General features: G+C 69.7%; 16 protein-coding genes and 2 pseudogenes. 11 read left to right on the plus strand and 7 right to left on the minus strand.

The genetic code is table 11. The features are described from left to right. Together ACFXAE_RS24870 and metG are read left to right on the plus strand one after the other, a co-directional pair. Positions 1–1,472, plus strand: a 1,472-nt coding sequence (locus tag ACFXAE_RS24870) for a VWA domain-containing protein (RefSeq protein ID WP_384718591.1), incomplete at its 5' end; no start/stop codon positions are given. 99 nt (positions 1,473–1,571) lie between these two features. Beyond that, positions 1,572–3,188 carry a methionine--tRNA ligase gene (metG, locus tag ACFXAE_RS24875; protein ID WP_384718593.1) on the plus strand — a complete coding sequence of 539 codons (1,617 nt, stop codon included), beginning with the start codon at positions 1,572–1,574 and terminating at the stop codon, positions 3,186–3,188. Positions 3,189–3,254: 66 nt separating this feature from the next. Here metG and ACFXAE_RS24880 read toward each other — a convergent pair whose 3' ends face one another. Then, positions 3,255–3,464, minus strand: a complete 210-nt coding sequence (locus ACFXAE_RS24880) for a DUF397 domain-containing protein (RefSeq protein WP_384718595.1) — start codon at positions 3,462–3,464, stop codon at positions 3,255–3,257. After that, positions 3,461–4,341: pseudogene (locus ACFXAE_RS24885) on the minus strand (helix-turn-helix domain-containing protein). Before ACFXAE_RS24885 ends, ACFXAE_RS24880 begins: the two are co-directional and overlap by 4 nt. A 157-nt stretch (positions 4,342–4,498) precedes the next feature. On the opposite strand from ACFXAE_RS24885, the pseudogene ACFXAE_RS24890 reads away from it, so the two are divergent. The 5 genes and pseudogenes from ACFXAE_RS24890 to ACFXAE_RS24910 form a co-directional block, all read left to right on the plus strand. Beyond that, positions 4,499–4,729, plus strand: a pseudogene (locus ACFXAE_RS24890) (ATP-binding protein); the annotation flags it as partial. A 74-nt stretch (positions 4,730–4,803) separates the two neighbouring features. Next, positions 4,804–5,253 carry a hypothetical protein gene (locus ACFXAE_RS24895; RefSeq protein ID WP_384718700.1) on the plus strand — a complete coding sequence of 150 codons (450 nt, stop codon included), beginning with the start codon at positions 4,804–4,806 and terminating at the stop codon, positions 5,251–5,253. A gap of 89 nt (positions 5,254–5,342) precedes the next feature. Beyond that, positions 5,343–5,690: a hypothetical protein gene (locus ACFXAE_RS24900; RefSeq protein WP_384718597.1), complete on the plus strand. Its 348-nt coding sequence runs from the start codon at positions 5,343–5,345 to the stop codon at positions 5,688–5,690. Next, entirely contained in the window at positions 5,687–5,944 is a 258-nt protein-coding gene (locus ACFXAE_RS24905; protein ID WP_384718599.1) for a hypothetical protein, read from the plus strand. Before ACFXAE_RS24900 ends, ACFXAE_RS24905 begins: the two co-directional genes overlap by 4 nt. A gap of 5 nt (positions 5,945–5,949) precedes the next feature. Continuing rightward, positions 5,950–6,303, plus strand: a complete 354-nt coding sequence (locus ACFXAE_RS24910; protein WP_384718601.1) for a hypothetical protein — start codon at positions 5,950–5,952, stop codon at positions 6,301–6,303. Positions 6,304–6,493: 190 nt separating this feature from the next. On the opposite strand, the gene ACFXAE_RS24915 is transcribed toward ACFXAE_RS24910, so the two are convergent. After that, on the minus strand, positions 6,494–7,837 hold the full coding sequence (locus ACFXAE_RS24915; protein ID WP_384718603.1) for a polysaccharide lyase family 1 protein: 1,344 nt from the start codon (positions 7,835–7,837) through the stop codon (positions 6,494–6,496). A 442-nt stretch (positions 7,838–8,279) separates the two neighbouring features. Here ACFXAE_RS24915 and ACFXAE_RS24920 point away from each other — a divergent pair, with 442 nt between their 5' ends. Both ACFXAE_RS24920 and ACFXAE_RS24925 read left to right on the plus strand, forming a co-directional pair. Beyond that, positions 8,280–8,645: a PH domain-containing protein gene (locus ACFXAE_RS24920; RefSeq protein WP_384718605.1), complete on the plus strand. Its 366-nt coding sequence runs from the start codon at positions 8,280–8,282 to the stop codon at positions 8,643–8,645. 65 nt (positions 8,646–8,710) lie between these two features. Further along, the gene (locus ACFXAE_RS24925; RefSeq protein WP_384718607.1) at positions 8,711–9,625 is read left to right on the plus strand and encodes a hypothetical protein; all 915 of its coding nucleotides are present in this window, start codon (positions 8,711–8,713) and stop codon (positions 9,623–9,625) included. Positions 9,626–9,695: 70 nt separating this feature from the next. Here ACFXAE_RS24925 and aspS read toward each other — a convergent pair whose 3' ends face one another. Beyond that, positions 9,696–11,459 carry an aspartate--tRNA ligase gene (aspS, locus tag ACFXAE_RS24930; protein WP_384718609.1) on the minus strand — a complete coding sequence of 588 codons (1,764 nt, stop codon included), beginning with the start codon at positions 11,457–11,459 and terminating at the stop codon, positions 9,696–9,698. Between the two features lie 144 nt (positions 11,460–11,603). Here aspS and ACFXAE_RS24935 point away from each other — a divergent pair, with 144 nt between their 5' ends. After that, positions 11,604–13,727, plus strand: a complete 2,124-nt coding sequence (locus ACFXAE_RS24935) for a SpoIIE family protein phosphatase (protein ID WP_384718611.1) — start codon at positions 11,604–11,606, stop codon at positions 13,725–13,727. Positions 13,728–13,747: 20 nt separating this feature from the next. On the opposite strand, the gene ACFXAE_RS24940 is transcribed toward ACFXAE_RS24935, so the two are convergent. The 3 genes from ACFXAE_RS24940 to ACFXAE_RS24950 all read right to left on the minus strand — a co-directional run bounded on the left by ACFXAE_RS24940 (position 13,748) and on the right by ACFXAE_RS24950 (position 16,047). Then, entirely contained in the window at positions 13,748–14,383 is a 636-nt protein-coding gene (locus ACFXAE_RS24940) for a hypothetical protein (protein WP_384718613.1), read from the minus strand. Between the two features lie 91 nt (positions 14,384–14,474). Then, on the minus strand, positions 14,475–15,467 hold the full coding sequence (locus ACFXAE_RS24945; RefSeq protein WP_384718615.1) for a pirin family protein: 993 nt from the start codon (positions 15,465–15,467) through the stop codon (positions 14,475–14,477). A gap of 115 nt (positions 15,468–15,582) precedes the next feature. Further along, a complete protein-coding gene (locus tag ACFXAE_RS24950; protein ID WP_189557349.1) occupies positions 15,583–16,047 on the minus strand; it encodes an SseB family protein in 465 nt (154 codons plus the stop codon). Between the two features lie 163 nt (positions 16,048–16,210). Here ACFXAE_RS24950 and ACFXAE_RS24955 point away from each other — a divergent pair, with 163 nt between their 5' ends. Continuing rightward, positions 16,211–18,037 carry an acyl-CoA dehydrogenase gene (locus tag ACFXAE_RS24955; RefSeq protein WP_384718693.1) on the plus strand — a complete coding sequence of 609 codons (1,827 nt, stop codon included), beginning with the start codon at positions 16,211–16,213 and terminating at the stop codon, positions 18,035–18,037. The last annotated feature ends 52 nt before the right edge of the window (positions 18,038–18,089 follow it).

Consider the following 18,089-nt stretch of genomic DNA (forward strand, 5'->3'; position numbering starts at 1 on the left):
CGGAGCCGGTGGCCGAAGCGGAAGCCGAGCCGGAGGCCGCCGTCGAACCCGAAGCGAAGCCCGAGTCCGCCGAGGCGGAGCCGGCGGCCGAGGTCGAGGCGGAGACCAAGCCCGAGCCGGTGGCCGAAGCGGAAGCCGAGCCGGAGGCCGCCGTCGAGGTCGAGCCGGAAGCGAAGCCCGAGGCTGCCACCAAGGCCGAAGCGGAGCCGGTGGCCGAAACGGAAGCCGAGCCGGAGGCCGCCGTCGAGGTCGAGCCGGAAGCGAAGCCCGAGGCTGCCACCAAGGCCGAAGCGGAGCCGGTGGCCGAAGCGGAAGCCGAGCCGGAGGCCGCCGTCGAACCCGAAGCGAAGCCCGAGTCCGCCGAGGCGGAGCCGGCGGCCGAGGTCAAGGCGGAGGCCAAGCCGGAGCCGGTGGCCGACGTCGAAGAGAAGTCCGACGCTGCCGCCGAGGGCGAAGCGGAGCCGGAAGCCGAGCCCGAGGCCACGGTCGAACCGAAGACCGAGCCCGAAGCGAAGCCCGAGGCTGCCACCAAGGCCGAAGCGGAGCCGGTGGCCGAAACGGAAGCCGAGCCGGAGGCCGCCGTCGAACCGAAGACCGAGCCCGAGGCCGCCGAGGCGGAGCCGGTGGCCGAGGTCGAGGCGGAGGCCAAGCCGGAGCCGGTGGCCGACGTCGAAGAGAAGTCCGACGCTGCCGCCGAGGCCGAGGTCGAGGCCGAGCCCGCAGCCGCCGACGGCGAGGACGCCCCGCAGGGGCCACCCGCAGCCGACGACGAGAGCCGCACGGGTGGTGCGGGTGGGAACGGATCCCCGGCCGAAGGCGACGCCGAGGCCGAAGCACCTGCAATCCCCACCACCCTCACCACCGCCTACAACGCCGCCGGTACCGCCCTCGCGCAAAAAACCCTCACCGGCACCCGCGCCAAGGTCTACCTCGTCCTCGACCGCTCCGCGAGCATGCGCCCGTACTACAAGGACGGCTCCGCCCAGGCCCTCGCCGAGCAGACCCTCGCCCTCGCCGCCCACCTCGACACCGAGGCCACCCTCCACGTCACGTTCTTCTCCACCGAACTGGACGGCACCGGCGAACTGACCCTCACCGATCACGAGAACAAGATCGACGAGCTGCACGCCGGCCTCGGCCGCATGGGCCGTACCAGCTACCACGCGGCCGTCGAGGCCGTCCTCGCACGACACGCCGACGAGCCGGCCGGCACCCCCGCCCTGGTGGTCTTCCAGACGGACGGCGCCCCCGACGCCAAGACCCCCGCCACCCAGGCCCTCACCGACGCCGCGAAGAACCACCCCACCGTGTTCTTCTCCTTCGTCGCCTTCGGTGAGCACGACAACAAGGCCTTCGACTACCTCCGCAAGCTGAAGACGGAGAACACCTCCTTCTTCCACGCGGGCCCCACCCCCCGCGAGCTCACCGACAGGGAGCTCTACGAGGGCGTCCTGGCGGCCTGGCGCCCGTAGCCGCCGCCTCGGCACTCCCCCCGGGGGGCGGACGGGATTCCCGTCCGCCCCCCGGAACGCAGGTGAGCCGACCTCTCCGGGGCCAGTAGGATTTCGACCATGGCGGCCACTGGATCCGAGAAGCAGGGGGCGAAGGCGTACTACGTCTCGACCCCCATCTACTACGTCAACGACGCTCCTCACCTGGGCCACGCCTACACGACCGTCGCAGGCGACGTGCTCACCCGCTGGCACCGCCAGCGCGGCGAGAAGGTGTGGTACCTCACCGGCACGGACGAGCACGGTCAGAAGATCATGCGCACGGCCGAGGCGAACGGGGTCACCCCGCAGGCCTGGGCCGACAAGCTCGTCACCGAGGCCTGGAAGCCCCTGTGGGAGCACCTCGACGTCGCGAACGACGACTTCATCCGCACCACGCAGAAGCGGCACACCGACCGCGTCCAGGAGTTCGTGCAGGACCTGTACGACAAGGGCGAGATCTACAAGGGCGGCTACGAGGGCCCGTACTGCGTGGGCTGCGAGGAGTACAAGCTCCCCGGCGAGCTGCTCGACGGCGAGGGCGAGTACGCGGGCCAGAAGCTGTGCCCGATCCACAAGAAGCCGGTGGAGATCCTCAGCGAGGAGAACTACTTCTTCAAGCTCAGCGAGTACGGCGAGAAGCTCCTCGACCACTACGAGGCCAACCCGGGCTTCATCCAGCCCGAGTCCGCGCGCAACGAGGTCGTGAACTTCGTCCGCCAGGGCCTGCAGGACCTCTCCATCTCCCGCTCGACGTTCGACTGGGGCATCCCGATCCCCTGGGACGAGAAGCACGTCATCTACGTGTGGGTCGACGCTCTGCTGAACTACGCCACAGCGGTCGGTTACAACGAGAACCCGGAGAAGTTCGAGGCCACCTTCCCCGCCGACGTGCACCTGGTCGGCAAGGACATCCTCCGCTTCCACGCGATCATCTGGCCGGCCATGCTGATGGCGCAGGGCCTCCCGCTGCCCGGGAAGGTCGCCGCGAACGGCTGGCTGATGGTCGGCGGCGAGAAGATGTCGAAGTCCAACCTGACCGGCATCAAGCCGCAGGACCTGACCTCGCACTTCGGCGTGGACGCGTACCGCTGGTACTTCCTGCGGGCGATCGCCTTCGGCCAGGACGGCAGCTTCTCGTGGGAGGACTTCTCCGCCCGCTACACCAGCGAGCTGGCGAACGACTACGGCAACCTCGCCTCCCGCGTCGCGGCGATGGTCGGCAAGTACTTCGGCGGCGAGCTGCCGGCGTCGACGGCCGACGGCGAGGCGGAGCAGGCGATCCACGACGGTCTGGCGAAGGCCGTCACGGAGGCGGACCGCCGCATCGGCGAGGAGCTGGACTTCCAGGGCGGCATCCTGGCGGTCTTCGACTTCGTGAAGCAGGTCAACGGCTACATCACGGAGCAGGAGCCGTGGAAGGTCGCGAAGGACGACTCGCCGGAGGGCAAGGCCCGCCTGGCGACGATCCTCTACACGGCCGCGGAGTCCCTGCGCGCGGTGGCTGTCCTGCTCAACCCGATCATGCCGGAGACCTCCCAGAAGCTCTGGGACTCCCTCGGCGCGGAGGCCGGCCTCGGCGCCCTGGCGGACCAGAAGGTCCAGGAGTCCGGCACCTGGGGCCTGCTCCCCGCCGGCTCCACGGTCACCAAGGGCGCGGTCCTCTTCCCGCGTCTCGAGGAGAAGCCGACCGCGTAGCACACACTGACGTACGCCCAGAGGCCCGGAAACGACTTGTTTCCGGGCCTCGGCACAATTGAAGGTTCAGCTTCCCGACGCGTGTGTCGCAAAGTCGGCCCATGCCCGGCGCGTAAGCGCAAGCTGGGGGCCACCTATGTTCTTGGAATCGCGGACGCGCACCACATCAGGGTCCGTGGCGATCTCGATGCAGTCGTTGCCGTCGCCGCTGCTGCTGTAGCTGCTCTTGAACCAGACCAGCGCAGAAGCGTCGTGGCCGGTGGAGGTGCTGGTCATGTCTCTCCAAGCATCTGCTCGATGAGGGCCCGCGACTCTCGGGGCGTGAGAGCCTGCGCCCGGATCATGCCATAGCGCAGTTCAAGGATCCTGAGCTGCTTCGGCTCGGACACCGGGCGACCGCTGGACGCCCCCTCGGTGCGCCCCACCGCCGTGCCGTCCGGGAACTTGAGCACCTCGATCAGTCCGCCCGTGCCGAAGTGATCCTCGCAGTCGGTCGGCATCACCTGAATCGAGACGTTCCTCAACTGCCCGAGCTCCAAAAGGCGTTCGAGCTGCCGCCGCCAAACCATTCCGCCCCCGACCGGGCGCCGCAGCGTCACCTCTTCCTGGACAAAACTCAGCGTCGGTGCCGGTGACCGCTCGAAGATCGAACGACGGGCCATCCGCGCGGCCACCATGCACTCCGTTTCCTCATCCGAGTAGGCAGGAAGCCACGCTTCGAAGAGCGCCCGCATATGCTCCTCGGTCTGCAACAAACCGTGGATGTTGTGGTTGCTGTACAACGCAGCCTCAACCGCCTGCGCCTCCAACTTCCCCAGCGCCCGAACACTCTTCGGGTACCGGACCTTCCTCACGTCCTCCCACGCCGCCGCGATGAGCCCGCCCGCGCCCAACACCTCGTCGGCCCTGCACAGATACTCCTGCTGGGGAATCCGCTTCCCACCCTCGACTTTGCAGACCAGGTCGTCCCCGTACCTGACCGCCGCCGCGAAGTCGACGACCCGCATGCCCATCGCCTCCCGCCGCAGCCTCAACTGACGCCCCACGGTGGTGAGAACGGCCACCCCCACTCGTCCTCCGGGTCCACCTCCCACCCCGGCTCGTCCTCCTCGGCCTCGGTCCGGAGCCGTACCGCCTCGCCGTCCACCGACATGCCGCACCCCTCTGTCGTACCGCCGTGCTGTGCAACGCCCGTACTCGTAGGCCGGTTTTTCCGACGACTCGGACAGCGGCCGACAAGCTCCGACAGTCACCCTACGTATCGGTACTGTCACTGTTCACGGTAAGCACGTCCGGCCACGCTCGGTCCCGTGAACAGCGAAAAGTCCACCCAACTTCTGTCACCCGCCGACCACTTCAGCGTGCTCCTGTCACCCACACCCCGCGGCGCCCGCCTCGCCCGACTGCTCGCCACGGACTGGATGCGCGGCCGGGACCTGCCCCACCGCACCACCGAGGCCGCCGAGCACCTCGTCGCCGAACTCGCCGCGAACGCGGCCACCCACGGCCGGCTCGCCGGACGCGACTTCCGCCTCGCCCTCCGGCCCGCCCCCCGACCCGCCGCGCGGCCACCGCCCCGCATCAGGAACCCGCCCGCCGCCGCGCCCTCCCCGCCGTGCCGAAGCCCGCGTACACCTCCCCCGACCTCCTCCGGGCGGCCACCGACGTCCTCGCCGGCCTCCGTCGCGAGGACCCCCGCCTGCTGCTCTCCGCCGCCGACGCCGAACACCTCGCCCCCGGCGTCGTCGCCTGGCTGGAGCGCGACCTCACCCCCACCGCCGTACGCAAGGCCCTGGCCGACGACCTGCCGATGGAGCCCCTGATCCGGCCCGCCGCCTTCCTGGCCCACCGCCTGACGGCCAAACTGCCGCCCCTCCCGCCGTACCGCGCACCCGAACAGCCCTCACCCGTCCGGCACCCCCTGCGCAACTGCGACACCTGCGACCACGCCTACCGCGGTCCCGACCCCCACCACTGCCCGGGCTGCGCCTCAGCCGGTGTCGGTTCCGGTGCCCCCGACACCGGAACCGACAAGCCGTCCCTCGCTGAACAGGGCCGACCGTGACAGGCCGCTCGCGGCCTGCCCGGTTCCCGGTCCGGCTTCTCCGCGGCCCCGTCCGGATACCCTGGCCGGGGCACCCTGTGGAGGACACCATGAGCACTCAGGCCGATCACGGACACGAGCTGATCCCACGTCCCGAGCAGACTCCTGACGCCCTGCGCACGGCTCTCGCCTTGGTCGATCCGGGGCGCTTGGACGAGATGCAGGCCACAAAGGACGACGCCTTCTCCAAAGCCGTGGAGTGGCAGTCCTTGAGCCCTGTGCGGAGCTGGGTCCTCACCTGGGCCCGAGACATCGAGATCGCCCGGCGCCCTGCTCTGTCCTCCCGCTTCGCGCAGGCACAGAGCAGGCTGGAGCACGAAAATCCCGCCATCGCCGGGGAGGCTTTGCGGGAGCTGAGCGCCGTCCTGGACGAAGCCATGAAAGCAGTGCGCGCTTGAGCTGGAAGTGGGAGTACGCCTTCGGTGCGGAGGAAACCGCCCGCACCGCACCCGCAGCCTTCCTCGCCGGTGTGAAGAGGAAGGCGGACGAGCTGGTCAGAGCCGCCGAAGCCGTCCACATTCACGGCCGGGCCCACGAGGACATCGACCCGAAGGGGGGCGACGTCATCGTCCCCGGCGGCATGTTCAGATACCAGGTCGTCGTACGCAGCGAACGTGTCTACGTCGTCCAGATCACCTACCTGGGGTACTGAGATCCATGACGACCGTTCTGCGGGACACCCCGCAGAACATCGCCGGCCCGATCATCGAACTCATCGCACAAGGCCTGGGCAAGCACCCGGCCGCACAACTGTGGAGGAAACCGGTGGCCGTGGACCTCTCCTTTTACAAGTCACCCCTCTCCGAGGAGATCCGCGACGAGGGCCGGGCCGAAGGCGAGGCGCGCCGCGCCGCCGAGGACATCCTGGACATCCTGGAAGTGCGCGGCATCGACATCCCCGAAGCGGCCCGGGAACGCATCACCGGTTGCGGCGACCCCGAGATCCTGCGCCGGTGGCACCGCCGTGCCGTCACGGCCCCGACGGCGGTGGAGATCTTCGAGGACGAGTAGTCACGGCTGCCGGAGGGAGCTCCCCGCGCCGCCTGCCGGGGATGCGCGTCCTCGGACTGCCCGGCGGACGCCGTGAGGGGCCCGGAAACGCGTCCCCGGCCCCGCACGGTCCGCGGCGCGGCGGGCCGCGCGGTGTGGGTGCGCGAGGGCCGGGGGCTCGTGGTCTCCCGGCCCTCGCGCGTCTCGGGTGCTACTTGAGCACGCCCGCCCCCGTCGTCGTCGCCAGCGACGTCGGCAGGTTGCCCGCCGAGGCCTCCAGGCCCGCCGTGAGGGACGGGGTCCAGTTGACCGTGGTCTTCAGGTCCTTGGACGAGGCGGCGTTGTAGGCGGCGACGAGGTCGGTCACCGTGCCGTTGACGAGGTTGCCGGAGCCCTTGACCGAGCCGGTGCCGTCACCACTGAGGAGCTTGGCGGCCTTCACGCCGGACGGCAGCTTCCAGTAGTTGTTCTCCGCGACGACCTGGGCCTTGGCACGGGAGTTGATGCTGTACTGCGGCGCGTACCCGTTGAGGGGCGTGACGTCGTAGTAGTTGTTGTAGATGTGGATCTGGCCGATGCGGGCCAGCGGGGCGCGCTGCATGATGCCCTTCCACACGTTGTGGTGGAGGGAGACGCGCAGCTTGCCGACGCTGTCGGTGTCGCTGCCGCCGATCAGCATCGTCTTGTCGTGGTGGGTGAACTGGTTGCGCGAGACGGTCACCAGGTCGGAGCCCTTGGTGATGTCGAGTGCCCCGTCGTGGATCTGGTACTCGCGGCCGAAGTACTCCGGGTTGGCGCTGTCGAAGTGCGGCGCGTCGGTGAACGTGTTGTGGTCCGCCCACACGTGGGTCGCGCCGCGCAGGGACACCGAGTCGTAGTCGGAGTTCCAGTTGCCGTCGTCGCCGTCGGTCGGGTCCCACTGCGGGAAGCAGTCCTCGGTGGCGGCGAAGGTCAGGTTGCGGACGATGACGTTGTCCACGTTCTGGATCTGGAGCATGGCCCCGGTGAGGCCGGCGTTCGTGCCGGGCACGCCCACGATCGTCGTGTTGGCGGGGACCTTGAGGACGATGTTCTTGCCCTGCTCGGCCTGGGCGGCGGCGCGCGCCGTCTCCTGGGTGCCGGAGGGCAGCTTGGAGCGGCCGTAGGTGGCCGGGTCGTAGGCCTTGAGGTAGGCCGACAGCGAGTAGCCGGTGCCGGAGGCGTAGTCGGCGCAGGTCAGCTTCTTTCCGCTGTCGTCGGTGTTGGCGTCGATCATGCCGTTGACCTTGATGATGCGGGGCGTGGTGTCGGACACCGAGCCCAGTGCCTTCACGAGCTGCGCGCGGGTGGAGACGGTGAAGGTGTGGGCGGCGTCGGCCTTCGCGCCGCCGGTGGTTCCCGTACCGGAGGACGCCCAGCCGTCCTTCGCGGCGAGCGTCTGGTGGTACAGGTCGACGGTCCCGGCGTTGGCGTTCATCACGAAGACACCGGCACCGACGCCCGCGGCCGCGACGGCCGCGCAGACGACGGCGGCACGACGGGAGCGGAGGGACCTGCGGTGGGAACGAGCAGCCACGGGGCTTCCTTACGCGGGAGGAGCGGGGTTACGCCCTGTCAGTGGCCGCCGCGCGGTGAAGGGTTGCCGCGTGCGGGGATTTTTCTCTCCCCGCCTCTCGCCCGCCGTCGGGCCCTGGGCGTCGCCGTCGAGCGGGAAGGCGTTGGTCCCGCCGGTACCGGGCTCGTCGGCAGGAGCATGACGACGCGGTTCCACGCCGGGCGCGCCCGGCGGCCGGAAGGGCCAGGAGGCCGGCGCCCGGGGCGTCCTGCCCGCCGGTTCGACGGTCACCAAGGGCGCGGTCCTCCTCCCACGTCTCGAAGAGAAGCCGACCGCGTAACGCGCTCGCCACAGCAGGGGCCCAGGGCGGGGGAAAACCTTCTCCCGAGCCCTTCCGTTTGCGAAGATCACGTGAAGGCGGCCGGGGTCCGGCCGTCACCGCTCACGTGGGGGGATTTCGTCCATGGCACTCTTCGGCAACGCGCACACCGTCGACCCGGCCCAGGCGCAGCAGGACTACGCCCGTCTGCTGGGCCACGGCGAGCAGGTGCACGCCGCGTTCCTGCTGATCCGCGACACCATGCTGTTCACCGACCGCCGCCTGATCATGGTCGACAAGCAGGGCATCACCGGCAAGAAGGTGGAGTACCACTCCATTCCCTACCGCAGCATCACCCACTTCGCGGTGGAGACGGCCGGTACCTTCGACCTCGACGCCGAGCTGAAGATCTGGATATCCGGTTCCCCGACCCCCGTCGAGAAGACCTTCACCAAGGGCGTCGACATCTACGAGGTCCAGGCGATTCTCACCCAGTTCGTGGCCCGCTGACCCGATCGGGTGAATGCGTCACATATGCCCGGCGCATAGACCATGAGCGCACCAGGCTTGCGCTCATGGTCACAGCAACACACGAGGCCTCCCACCGGCTCTTCCAGGAGCACCCGGAGGCCCTCGCCCCCGTCTTCGAGGCACTGGGCCTGCCGCCGCCCGTGAAGACGGACTTCCACGAGCTCTCCACCGACGTCACCGAGATCCGTCCGGTCGAGCGCCGCGCGGACACGGTCCTCATGTTCGAGCCCGACATGGGTGAGCACTTCGTCCTGGCCGTGGAGGCCCAGACGAAGAAGGACCCGGACAAGGCGAAGAGCTGGTCGTACTACGTCGCGTACCTGCACGCCAAGTACGACCTGCCCGTACTGCTGGTCGTGGTCTGCCGCGACCGGTCCACCGCGTCCTGGGCGATGGGCCCCTTCGCATGCACCGCCGGTCCCTGGACGACCCAGGTCACCCGCCCGTTCGTGCTCGGCCCGCAGACCGTGCCGGTGATGGCCGACGAGGCGGTGGTGGCCCGGCAACCGGCCCTGGCGGCACTCTCGGCCATCGTTCACAGCCAGAGCCGGAGGGCGGAGGCCATACTGGAGACGGTCGCCCGCGGGCTCGTCTCCTTTGAGCCCGACGTCACGAAGTACTGGTTCGAAGTGGTGGAAGTCGGTCTGGAGTCCACGCCGAGCAGGGAAAACTGGAGGAAGCTGATGCAGAACGTCGTCACCCACTTCCCGGGACACAGGACTCTCTTCGAGGAGAAGTACCTGAAGGGCGTAGCCGAGGGCAAGGCTGAGGGCAAGGCCGAAGGCAAGGCAGAGGACATCCTGCGCGTCCTGTCGGTACGCGGGCTCACGGTCTCCGACGACGCCCGCGAACGCATCACCACCTGCACCGACCTCGAGGCGCTCACCACCTGGTTCGACCGCTCCCTGACGGCCACCGCGACCGAGGACCTCTTCGCCGAGGAGCAGTCGGCTTCCTGAGCAGCACCACGGTGAAGGGGCCTGGAACCGGTGTCGACACCGGTTCCAGGCCCCTTCACCACTGCCGGGGCTACTTCGGCTGCGGCTTGCGCACCGTCAGGTGGAGCTCCTTCAGGCGGGTCTCCTCCAGCTCCGTCGGCGCGCCCATCATCAGGTCCTGGGCGTTGCCGTTGAGCGGGAAGGCGATGGTCTCGCGGATGTTGGGCTCGTCGGCGAGGAGCATGACGATCCGGTCGACGCCGGGCGCGATGCCGCCGTGCGGCGGGGCGCCGAAGCGGAACGCGCGGAGCATGCCGGCGAACTTCTCCTCGACCGTCTCGCGGTCGTAGCCCGCGATCTCGAACGCCTTGAGCATGATCTCCGGCTCGTGGTTCCGGATCGCGCCGGAGGACAGCTCGACGCCGTTGCAGACGATGTCGTACTGCCAGCCGAGGATGTCCAGCGGGTCCTGGGTCTCCAGGGCCTCCAGGCCGCCCTGCGGCATCGAGAAGGGGTTGTGCGAGAAGTCGATCGCGCCGGTCTCCTCGTCCTTCTCGTACATCGGGAAGTCGACGATCCAGCAGAAGCGGAAGACGTTCTCCTCGAAGTGACCGGCGCGCTTGGCGGCCTCGACCCGCACCGCGCCCATGATCTTGGAGACCTCGTCGAACTCGCCCGCGCCGAAGAACACCGCGTGGCCGGAGGCCAGGGAGAGCCGCTTGGTCAGCTCGGCGACGTTCTCCTCGGTGAGGAACTTCGCGATCGGGCCGCTCAGCGAGCCGTCCTCGCCGACGCGCACCCACGCCAGGCCCTTCGCGCCCTGGGAGACCGCGTAGTCGCCGAGCTGGTCGAAGAACTTGCGGGGCTGCCCGGACACGTCCGGCACCGGCAGCGCGCGCACGTGCTTGCCGGCGAAGGCCTTGAACTCCGAGCCCTCGAAGATGTCGGTGATGTCGACGAGCTCCAGCTGGGCACGCAGGTCCGGCTTGTCGGAGCCGTACTTCAGCATCGCCTCGCGGAACGGGATGCGCGGGAACGGGGACGTCACGTGACGGCCGTTGCCGAACTCCTCGAACAGCTCGGTCATGAGCTTCTCGATCGGCCGGAAGACGTCCTCCTGCTCGACGAAGCTCATCTCGACGTCGAGCTGGTAGAACTCGCCCGGCGAACGGTCCGCGCGGGCGTCCTCGTCACGGAAGCAGGGCGCGATCTGGAAGTAGCGGTCGAAGCCGGAGATCATCAGCAGCTGCTTGAACTGCTGCGGCGCCTGCGGCAGCGCGTAGAACCTGCCCGGGTTCAGGCGCGAGGGGACGACGAAGTCACGGGCGCCCTCCGGGGAGGTGGCGCTCAGGATCGGCGTCGCCATCTCGTTGAAGCCCAGCGCCGTCATCTTCTGGCGGATCGCCGAGATGACCGACGTACGCAGCAGGATGTTGCGGTGCATGCGCTCGCGACGCAGGTCCAGGAAGCGGTACTCCAGGCGCCGCTCCTCGTTGACACCGTCCTCGGCGTTGATGGTGAAGGGGAGCGGGGCGGCGGCGCCCAGCACCTCGACCGCGGAGACCTCGACCTCGACCTCACCGGTCGGCAGCTCGGCGTTGACGTTCTCCGTACCGCGCGAGACGACCTTGCCGTCGACGCGGACCACGGTCTCCTTGGAGAGCTTGTCCAGCGCCTCGTACGCCTCGGTGCCCGGACGGGCCACGAGCTGCGTGATGCCGTAGTGATCGCGCAGATCGATGAAGAGGATGCCGCCCAGGTCGCGCCGATTGTGCAGCCAGCCACTCAGCCGGACGTCGGTGCCGACGTCAGAGGCGCGGAGCTCGCCGCAGGTGTGGGACCTGTACCGATGCATCGTCGTTCATCCAGCCTTCGCGGATCGGGGTCGTTGTTTCACGTGAAACTCCCCCAAGCCTACCGGCCGGCCCGAGATCGCTTCTCCGTCCTTACCGGTCGGGCGCAGTGGCAGTTTTCGGCACCCTCTTCCTAAAGTGGTGCAATGCGCACTGGTGAGCCCCTGCCCGCCCTGGGGGACGTCCTCGCCGCCCTCGACACCGGCCTGTGGCACTGGGACACCGCGTCCGGACTGGTCACGGTCGACGCCGTGGCGGCACGGCTGCTCGGGCTGCCCGCCGAACAGGTCACCCTCACGGAGGCCCAGGTCCGCGCCCGGCTGCACCCCGTCGACTGGAACGAGATCACCGGAGTGGTCCAGCTCGCCGTCACCGAGGGCACCCTCGCCGAGGTGCGGATCCGGATCATGGACGACCGGAACCGGGTCACCCGGGTGGTGCGCAGCCGCTCCAAGCCCTCCTTCGACCGCACCCGCAAGGCGTACGTCCTCACCGGCACCCTCCAGGAGGTCGCCGAGCCCCGGCCGGGAACACCCGCCGCGCGCAGCGCGGTCACCGGCGACTGGCGGCGCTCCCGCGAGGCGTTCCTGCTGGACGCCGGCCGGGCGCTGGCGGAGGCCCGGTCGACGCAGGAGGTGCTGCGGGTCGCGGCCAACCTGTCGATGCCGGGCTTCTCGCCGGACGGCCTGGCCGTGTTCGGCGTGGAGGGCGACCACCTCACGATCATCGGCCACCACGGACACGAGTCCGGTTCCGACCCCCCGTTCACCTACATGCCGCTGGACACCGACTACCCGGCCACCGAGGTGGTGCGCACGGGCCGCGCGGTCTACCTCTCCTCCCCGGAGCAGTACCAGGCCCGCTACCCGCTCACCTGGCCGCTCGCCCAGCGCTTCGGACGGCAGTCCTGGGCCTTCCTGCCGCTGACCGCGTCCGGCCGCACGATGGGCGCCTGGCTGGCGGCCTTCTCCTACCCGGTCGCCTTCACCCCCGACGAGCGGTCCGTGCTGACCACGGTGGCCCGGATGCTGGCCCAGGCGCTGTCCCGCGCGGGCACCGCCGAGAGCGAGCGGGCGCTGAGCGAGGGACTGCAGCGCACGATGCTGCCGAAGCTCGGCTCCGGCATTCCGGGCATGAGCCTCGCCGCCCGCTACGTCCCCACCGGCGGCGGCCTGCAGGTCGGCGGCGACTGGTACGACGTGATCCCGCTGCCCTGCGGACGGTTCGCGCTGGTCATCGGGGACGTCCAGGGCCACGACGTGCGGGCGGCGGGGCTGATGGGCCAGCTGCGGATAGCCCTGCGGGCGTACGCCTCGGAGGGGCACCCCCCCGACGCCGTCCTGTCCCGCGCCTCCCGCTTCCTGCACGGGATCGGCGAGGCGGACCCCGCCGAGCTCCGCTTCGCGACCTGTCTGTACATCGAGGTCGACCCGGTGAGCGGGGTGCTGGAGGCCGCCCGCGCCGGGCACCCGGAACCGGTGATCCGCATGGCCGACGGGACGGTGCTGGCCCGGCCGACGGCGGGCGGGCCGCCGCTGGGCGTCGACCCGGACGCCGACTACCCGACCATCCGGTTCGTCCTGGAGTCCGGCGAGACGATGCTGATCTGCACGGACGGGCTGATCGAGACCGGCGGCCACGACCTGGAGACCGGCTGGCGGCGGCTGCGCGGCATCCTCGAGGACCACAAGGGCACCCAGGAGGAACTGGCCGACGCCCTGGTGCAGGCGGTGCACGGCCCCTCCTCGCACCACACCACCGGCCCGCTCGCCGACCGCCGCGAGGACGACATCGCCATGATGCTGCTGTCCCGGCAGGGCGAGGGCTGCGGCTGCGGCGCGGAGACGGACGCGCCGGCACCGCCGATGCGCCGCACGGCGCTGACGGTGGCGCAGGCCGAGCCCGAGCGGATCTCGGTGGCCCGGCAGCAACTGCGCGAGCTGCTGCACGACTGGTCCTCGCCGGACCAGGTGGACTCGGCGGTGCTGCTGCTGTCGGAGACGCTCACCAACGTCCTCGTGCACACCGACACCGACGCCCTGCTGCTCGCCGAGGTCACCGACGGGCGGGACGGCCGCCGGATGCGCATCGAGGTCACCGACTCCGGCGACGACCTGCCGCACCTGCGCAGACCGGGCGAGCTGGCGTCCTCCGGACGCGGCCTGGTCCTGATCGAACTCCTCGCCCACGCCTGGGGCGTCGCCCCGCGCGGCACGGGCAAGAGCATCTGGTTCGAGCTGTACGAGACGGAGGAGGCCGACCCCCGCTGAACGGGGAACGGGCCGGTGGTTCAGCCGGCGAGGGGGTTCCCGTGCCCGGGAAGCCGGCCGCCCGCCGGCAGGTACCGCACCCGGCCCTGCCGGTCGGTCACCGGCGTGAAGCCGGCGGCCCGGAGGATGGCGGTGTACCTGGCCTTGTAGCGCCGGTTGGCGGCGAGCCCGAGGGGGAGGAAAGCCATCATCGCGGCCCAGAAGACGCCGGTGAGGACGGCGGCCGAGGCGCCCGAGCCGATCAGCAGGCCGAGAGGCAGGGCCAGCGGCACGGCGGCGATGCCGGTGAGCAGGATCAGCTGCTTGTCGGTGTACATCGTGGCGATGTCGAACGTGATGCGGGCCTTGAGGAGCTCGACCGCCTCGGGCGCGATGCGCGGCAGCTCGCCGCCGTCGGCGGCCCTCGGATACCGTGCCCGGTTCCGCTCGGCCCGCGCACGGGCCTCGGGGGAGGGGTCGGGCACGATCACTATCAGGTACCCGTCGCCCCGGGGACCGCCGCCCTGTCGCACATCCGCGTACTCGTATCCGAACCGCTGGGCCACGGCGCCGAGCCGGGCGAGCCTCGTCGTGGTCGCCAGGGCGCGCGAGACCCGGACGGGCTCCCCGCTCTCCATCCGCCGCAGCATCTTCCGTACAACCCGGCGCTCACCCATCGGTACCCCGCCCTCTCCTCAGCGATCCGGCCGCGTACGGACATCATCACGTCCGTACGCGGCCGGGATCACTGCCGGAGCCGGGCAGTCTTCAGACGCCGTCGTTGCCGACCGCGGGTCCGCCCTCGGACATGCCGTGCACGGCCGGAACCGTTCCGAGCCGGCCCTTCTGGAAGTCCTCGAAGGCCTGCTGGAGCTCGTCGCGGGTGTTCATCACGAACGGGCCGTAGTGCGCCATCGGCTCACGGATCGGCTTGCCGCCCAGCAGCACGACCTCCAGGTCCGGGGTGTGCGCATCCTGCTTCTCGTCCGCGCGGACGGTCAGCGAGGAGCCCGCGCCGAAGACCGCGGTCTGGCCCAGGTGGACCGGACGCCGCTCGGCGCCGACCGACCCGCGCCCGGCCATGACGTACGCCAGGCCGTTGAACTCCTCCCGCCAGGGCAGGGTGATCTCCGCGCCCGGCGCCAGCGTCGCGTGGACCATCGTGATCGGGGTGTGCGTGATGCCGGGACCCTCGTGACCGTCCAGCTCACCGGCGATGACGCGCAGCAGCGCGCCGCCGTCGGGGGAGGTGAGCAGCTGGACGCTGCCGCCGCGGATGTCCTGGTAGCGCGGGGCCATCATCTTGTCCTTGGCGGGGAGGTTCACCCACAGCTGGAGCCCGTGGAAGAGGCCGCCGGACATGACGAGCTGCTCCGGCGGCGCCTCGATGTGGAGCAGCCCGCTGCCGGCCGTCATCCACTGGGTGTCGCCGTTGGTGATCGTGCCACCACCGCCATTGGAGTCCTGGTGGTCGAAGATCCCGTCGATGATGTAGGTGACGGTCTCGAAGCCGCGGTGGGGGTGCCAGGGCGTTCCCTTCGGCTCTCCGGGGGCGTACTCCACCTCACCCATCTGGTCCATCATGATGAACGGGTCGAGATGGCGGTAGTTGATCCCGGCGAACGCCCGGCGCACCGGGAAGCCCTCGCCCTCGAAACCGCTCGGCGCGGTCGTGACGGTGAGCACGGGGCGTGCCACGGCGTCGGCGGGCGCGGTCACGCGGGGCAGCGTCAACGGGTTCTCGACGGTCACTGCAGGCATGTCGGTACCTCCTCGGGTACGCCCACTTTAGTTGAGCGTTGAACTTCTTTCCACTCCGAACGAAGAAAGCCCGGAGGACATTCCCTCCGGGCCCGGCGTTCAGGAGTGGCAGGGGTCAGCCGTACATACGACGCATCGCGAACTCGACCATCTGCTCCACGGCCTTCGCGTCGAACACCATCCGGTGCTCGCCCTCCATGTCGAGCACGAAGCCGTACCCCGTGGGCAGCAGGTCGATCACCTCGGCGCCGGTGATCACGAAGTACTTGGACTCCTTGCCCGCGTACCGCCGCAGCTCCTTGAGCGAGGTGAACATCGGGATCACCGGCTGCTGGGTGTTGTGCAGGGCGAGGAATCCGGGGTTGTCGCCGCGCGGGCAGTAGACCTTGGACGTGGCGAAGACCTGCTGGAAGTCCTCGGCCGCCAGCTGCCCGGTGGTGAACGCGCGCACCGCGTCGGCGAGCGAGGGCGCGGACGGCTCCGGATACAGCGGCGCCTGCTGCCCGTACCCGCCCGGCATCTGCTGCTGCGGCGGGACGTAACCCTGCTGCGTCCCCGCGCTCTGGTCGTAGCCGTACATGCCGCACAGACTACTGACCCGGCGGGAGGGCTGGGTCACAGATGTCCGGATCGGGGTTGCTTCTTATTACCGACGGGTAGCATCATCGGAGCTACTTGCCGGTACGTGAATCAGTTGCGAGGAGTCAGTGCCTCGCCGATACCTCTCCAACGGAGCCGTCGCCATGGGGCACTACAAGTCGAATCTCCGCGACATCGAGTTCAACCTCTTCGAAGTACTCGGGCGCGACAAGCTGTACGGCACGGGCCCGTTCGAGGAGATGGACGTCGACACCGCGAAGAGCGTCCTCGACGAGCTGACCCGGCTCGCGGAGAACGAGCTGGCCGAGTCCTTCACGGACGCCGACCGCAATCCGCCGGTGTTCGACCCCGGGACCAACACCGCGCCGGTCCCGGCGTCCTTCAAGAAGAGCTACCAGGCCTTCATGGACTCCGAGTACTGGCGCCTGGGCCTGCCCGAGGGAATCGGCGGCACCACGGCTCCCCCGTCGCTGATCTGGGCGTACGCGGAGCTGATCCTGGGCGCCAACCCGGCCGTGTGGATGTACTCCTCCGGTCCGGCCTTCGCCGGGATCCTGCACGACGAGGGCAACGAGACGCAGAAGAGGATCGCGCGGATCGCCGTCGAGAAGCAGTGGGGCTCCACCATGGTCCTCACCGAGCCGGACGCCGGCTCGGACGTGGGCGCCGGCCGCACCAAGGCCGTGCAGCAGGAGGACGGCTCCTGGCACATCGAGGGCGTGAAGCGGTTCATCACGTCCGGTGAGCACGACATGTCGGAGAACATCCTCCACTACGTGCTCGCGCGCCCCGAGGGCGCCGGACCCGGCACCAAGGGCCTGTCCCTCTTCCTCGTCCCGAAGTACCTCTTCGACGTCGAGACCGGCGAGCTGGGCGAGCGCAACGGCGTCTACGCCACCAACGTCGAGCACAAGATGGGCCTGAAGGCGTCCAACACCTGCGAGATGACCTTCGGCGACCGGCACCCCGCCAAGGGCTGGCTGATCGGCGACAAGCACGACGGCATCCGCCAGATGTTCCGCATCATCGAGTTCGCCCGCATGATGGTCGGCACGAAGGCGATCTCCACGCTGTCGACGGGCTACCTCAACGCGCTGGAGTACGCCAAGGAGCGCGTCCAGGGCCCCGACCTGGCGAACTTCATGGACAAGAGCGCGCCCAAGGTCACCATCACCCACCACCCCGACGTGCGCCGTTCGCTGATGACGCAGAAGGCGTACGCGGAGGGCATGCGCGCGCTGGTGCTGTACACGGCGTCGGTGCAGGACGCGATCGCGGTGAAGGAGGCGGCGGGCGAGGACGCGAAGTCCGAGCACGCCCTCAACGACCTCCTCCTGCCGATCGTCAAGGGCTACGGCTCCGAGAAGGGCTACGAGCAGCTCGCCCAGTCGCTGCAGACCTTCGGCGGCTCCGGCTTCCTCCAGGAGTACCCGATCGAGCAGTACATCCGGGACTCCAAGATCGACACCCTGTACGAGGGCACCACCGCGATCCAGGGCCAGGACTTCTTCTTCCGGAAGATCGTCCGCAACCAGGGCGCGGCGCTGAACTCGCTGGCCGAGGACATCAAGAAGTTCCTGGCGCTCGGCGAGGGCGGCGAGGAGCTCGGCACGGCCCGCGAGCACCTGGCCGAGGCGGCCGTCGAGCTGGAGGCCATCGTCGGCCTGATGCTCACCGACCTCGCGGCCACCGAGCAGGACGTCAAGAACATCTACAAGGTGGGCCTGAACACCACCCGCCTGCTGATGGCCTCCGGTGACGTGATCGTCGGCCACCTGCTCCTCAAGGGCGCCGCGGTCGCCGCCGAGAAGCTCCCGACGGCCTCCGCCAAGGACAAGGCCTTCTACACCGGCAAGATCGCGGCGGCGAAGTTCTTCGCGGCCAACGTCCTGCCCGGCGTCGCCCTGGCCCGCAAGGTCGCCGAGGGCGTCGAGCTGGACCTGATGGAACTGGACGAGGCGGCGTTCTAGCCCCTTTCGGGACCTCCCGGGCCCCTCCCGGACCTCCCCGGACAGACCCCAC

It is taken from the genome of Streptomyces sp. NPDC059454, assembly GCF_042749965.1.
Classification (GTDB): Bacteria; Actinomycetota; Actinomycetes; order Streptomycetales; family Streptomycetaceae; genus Streptomyces.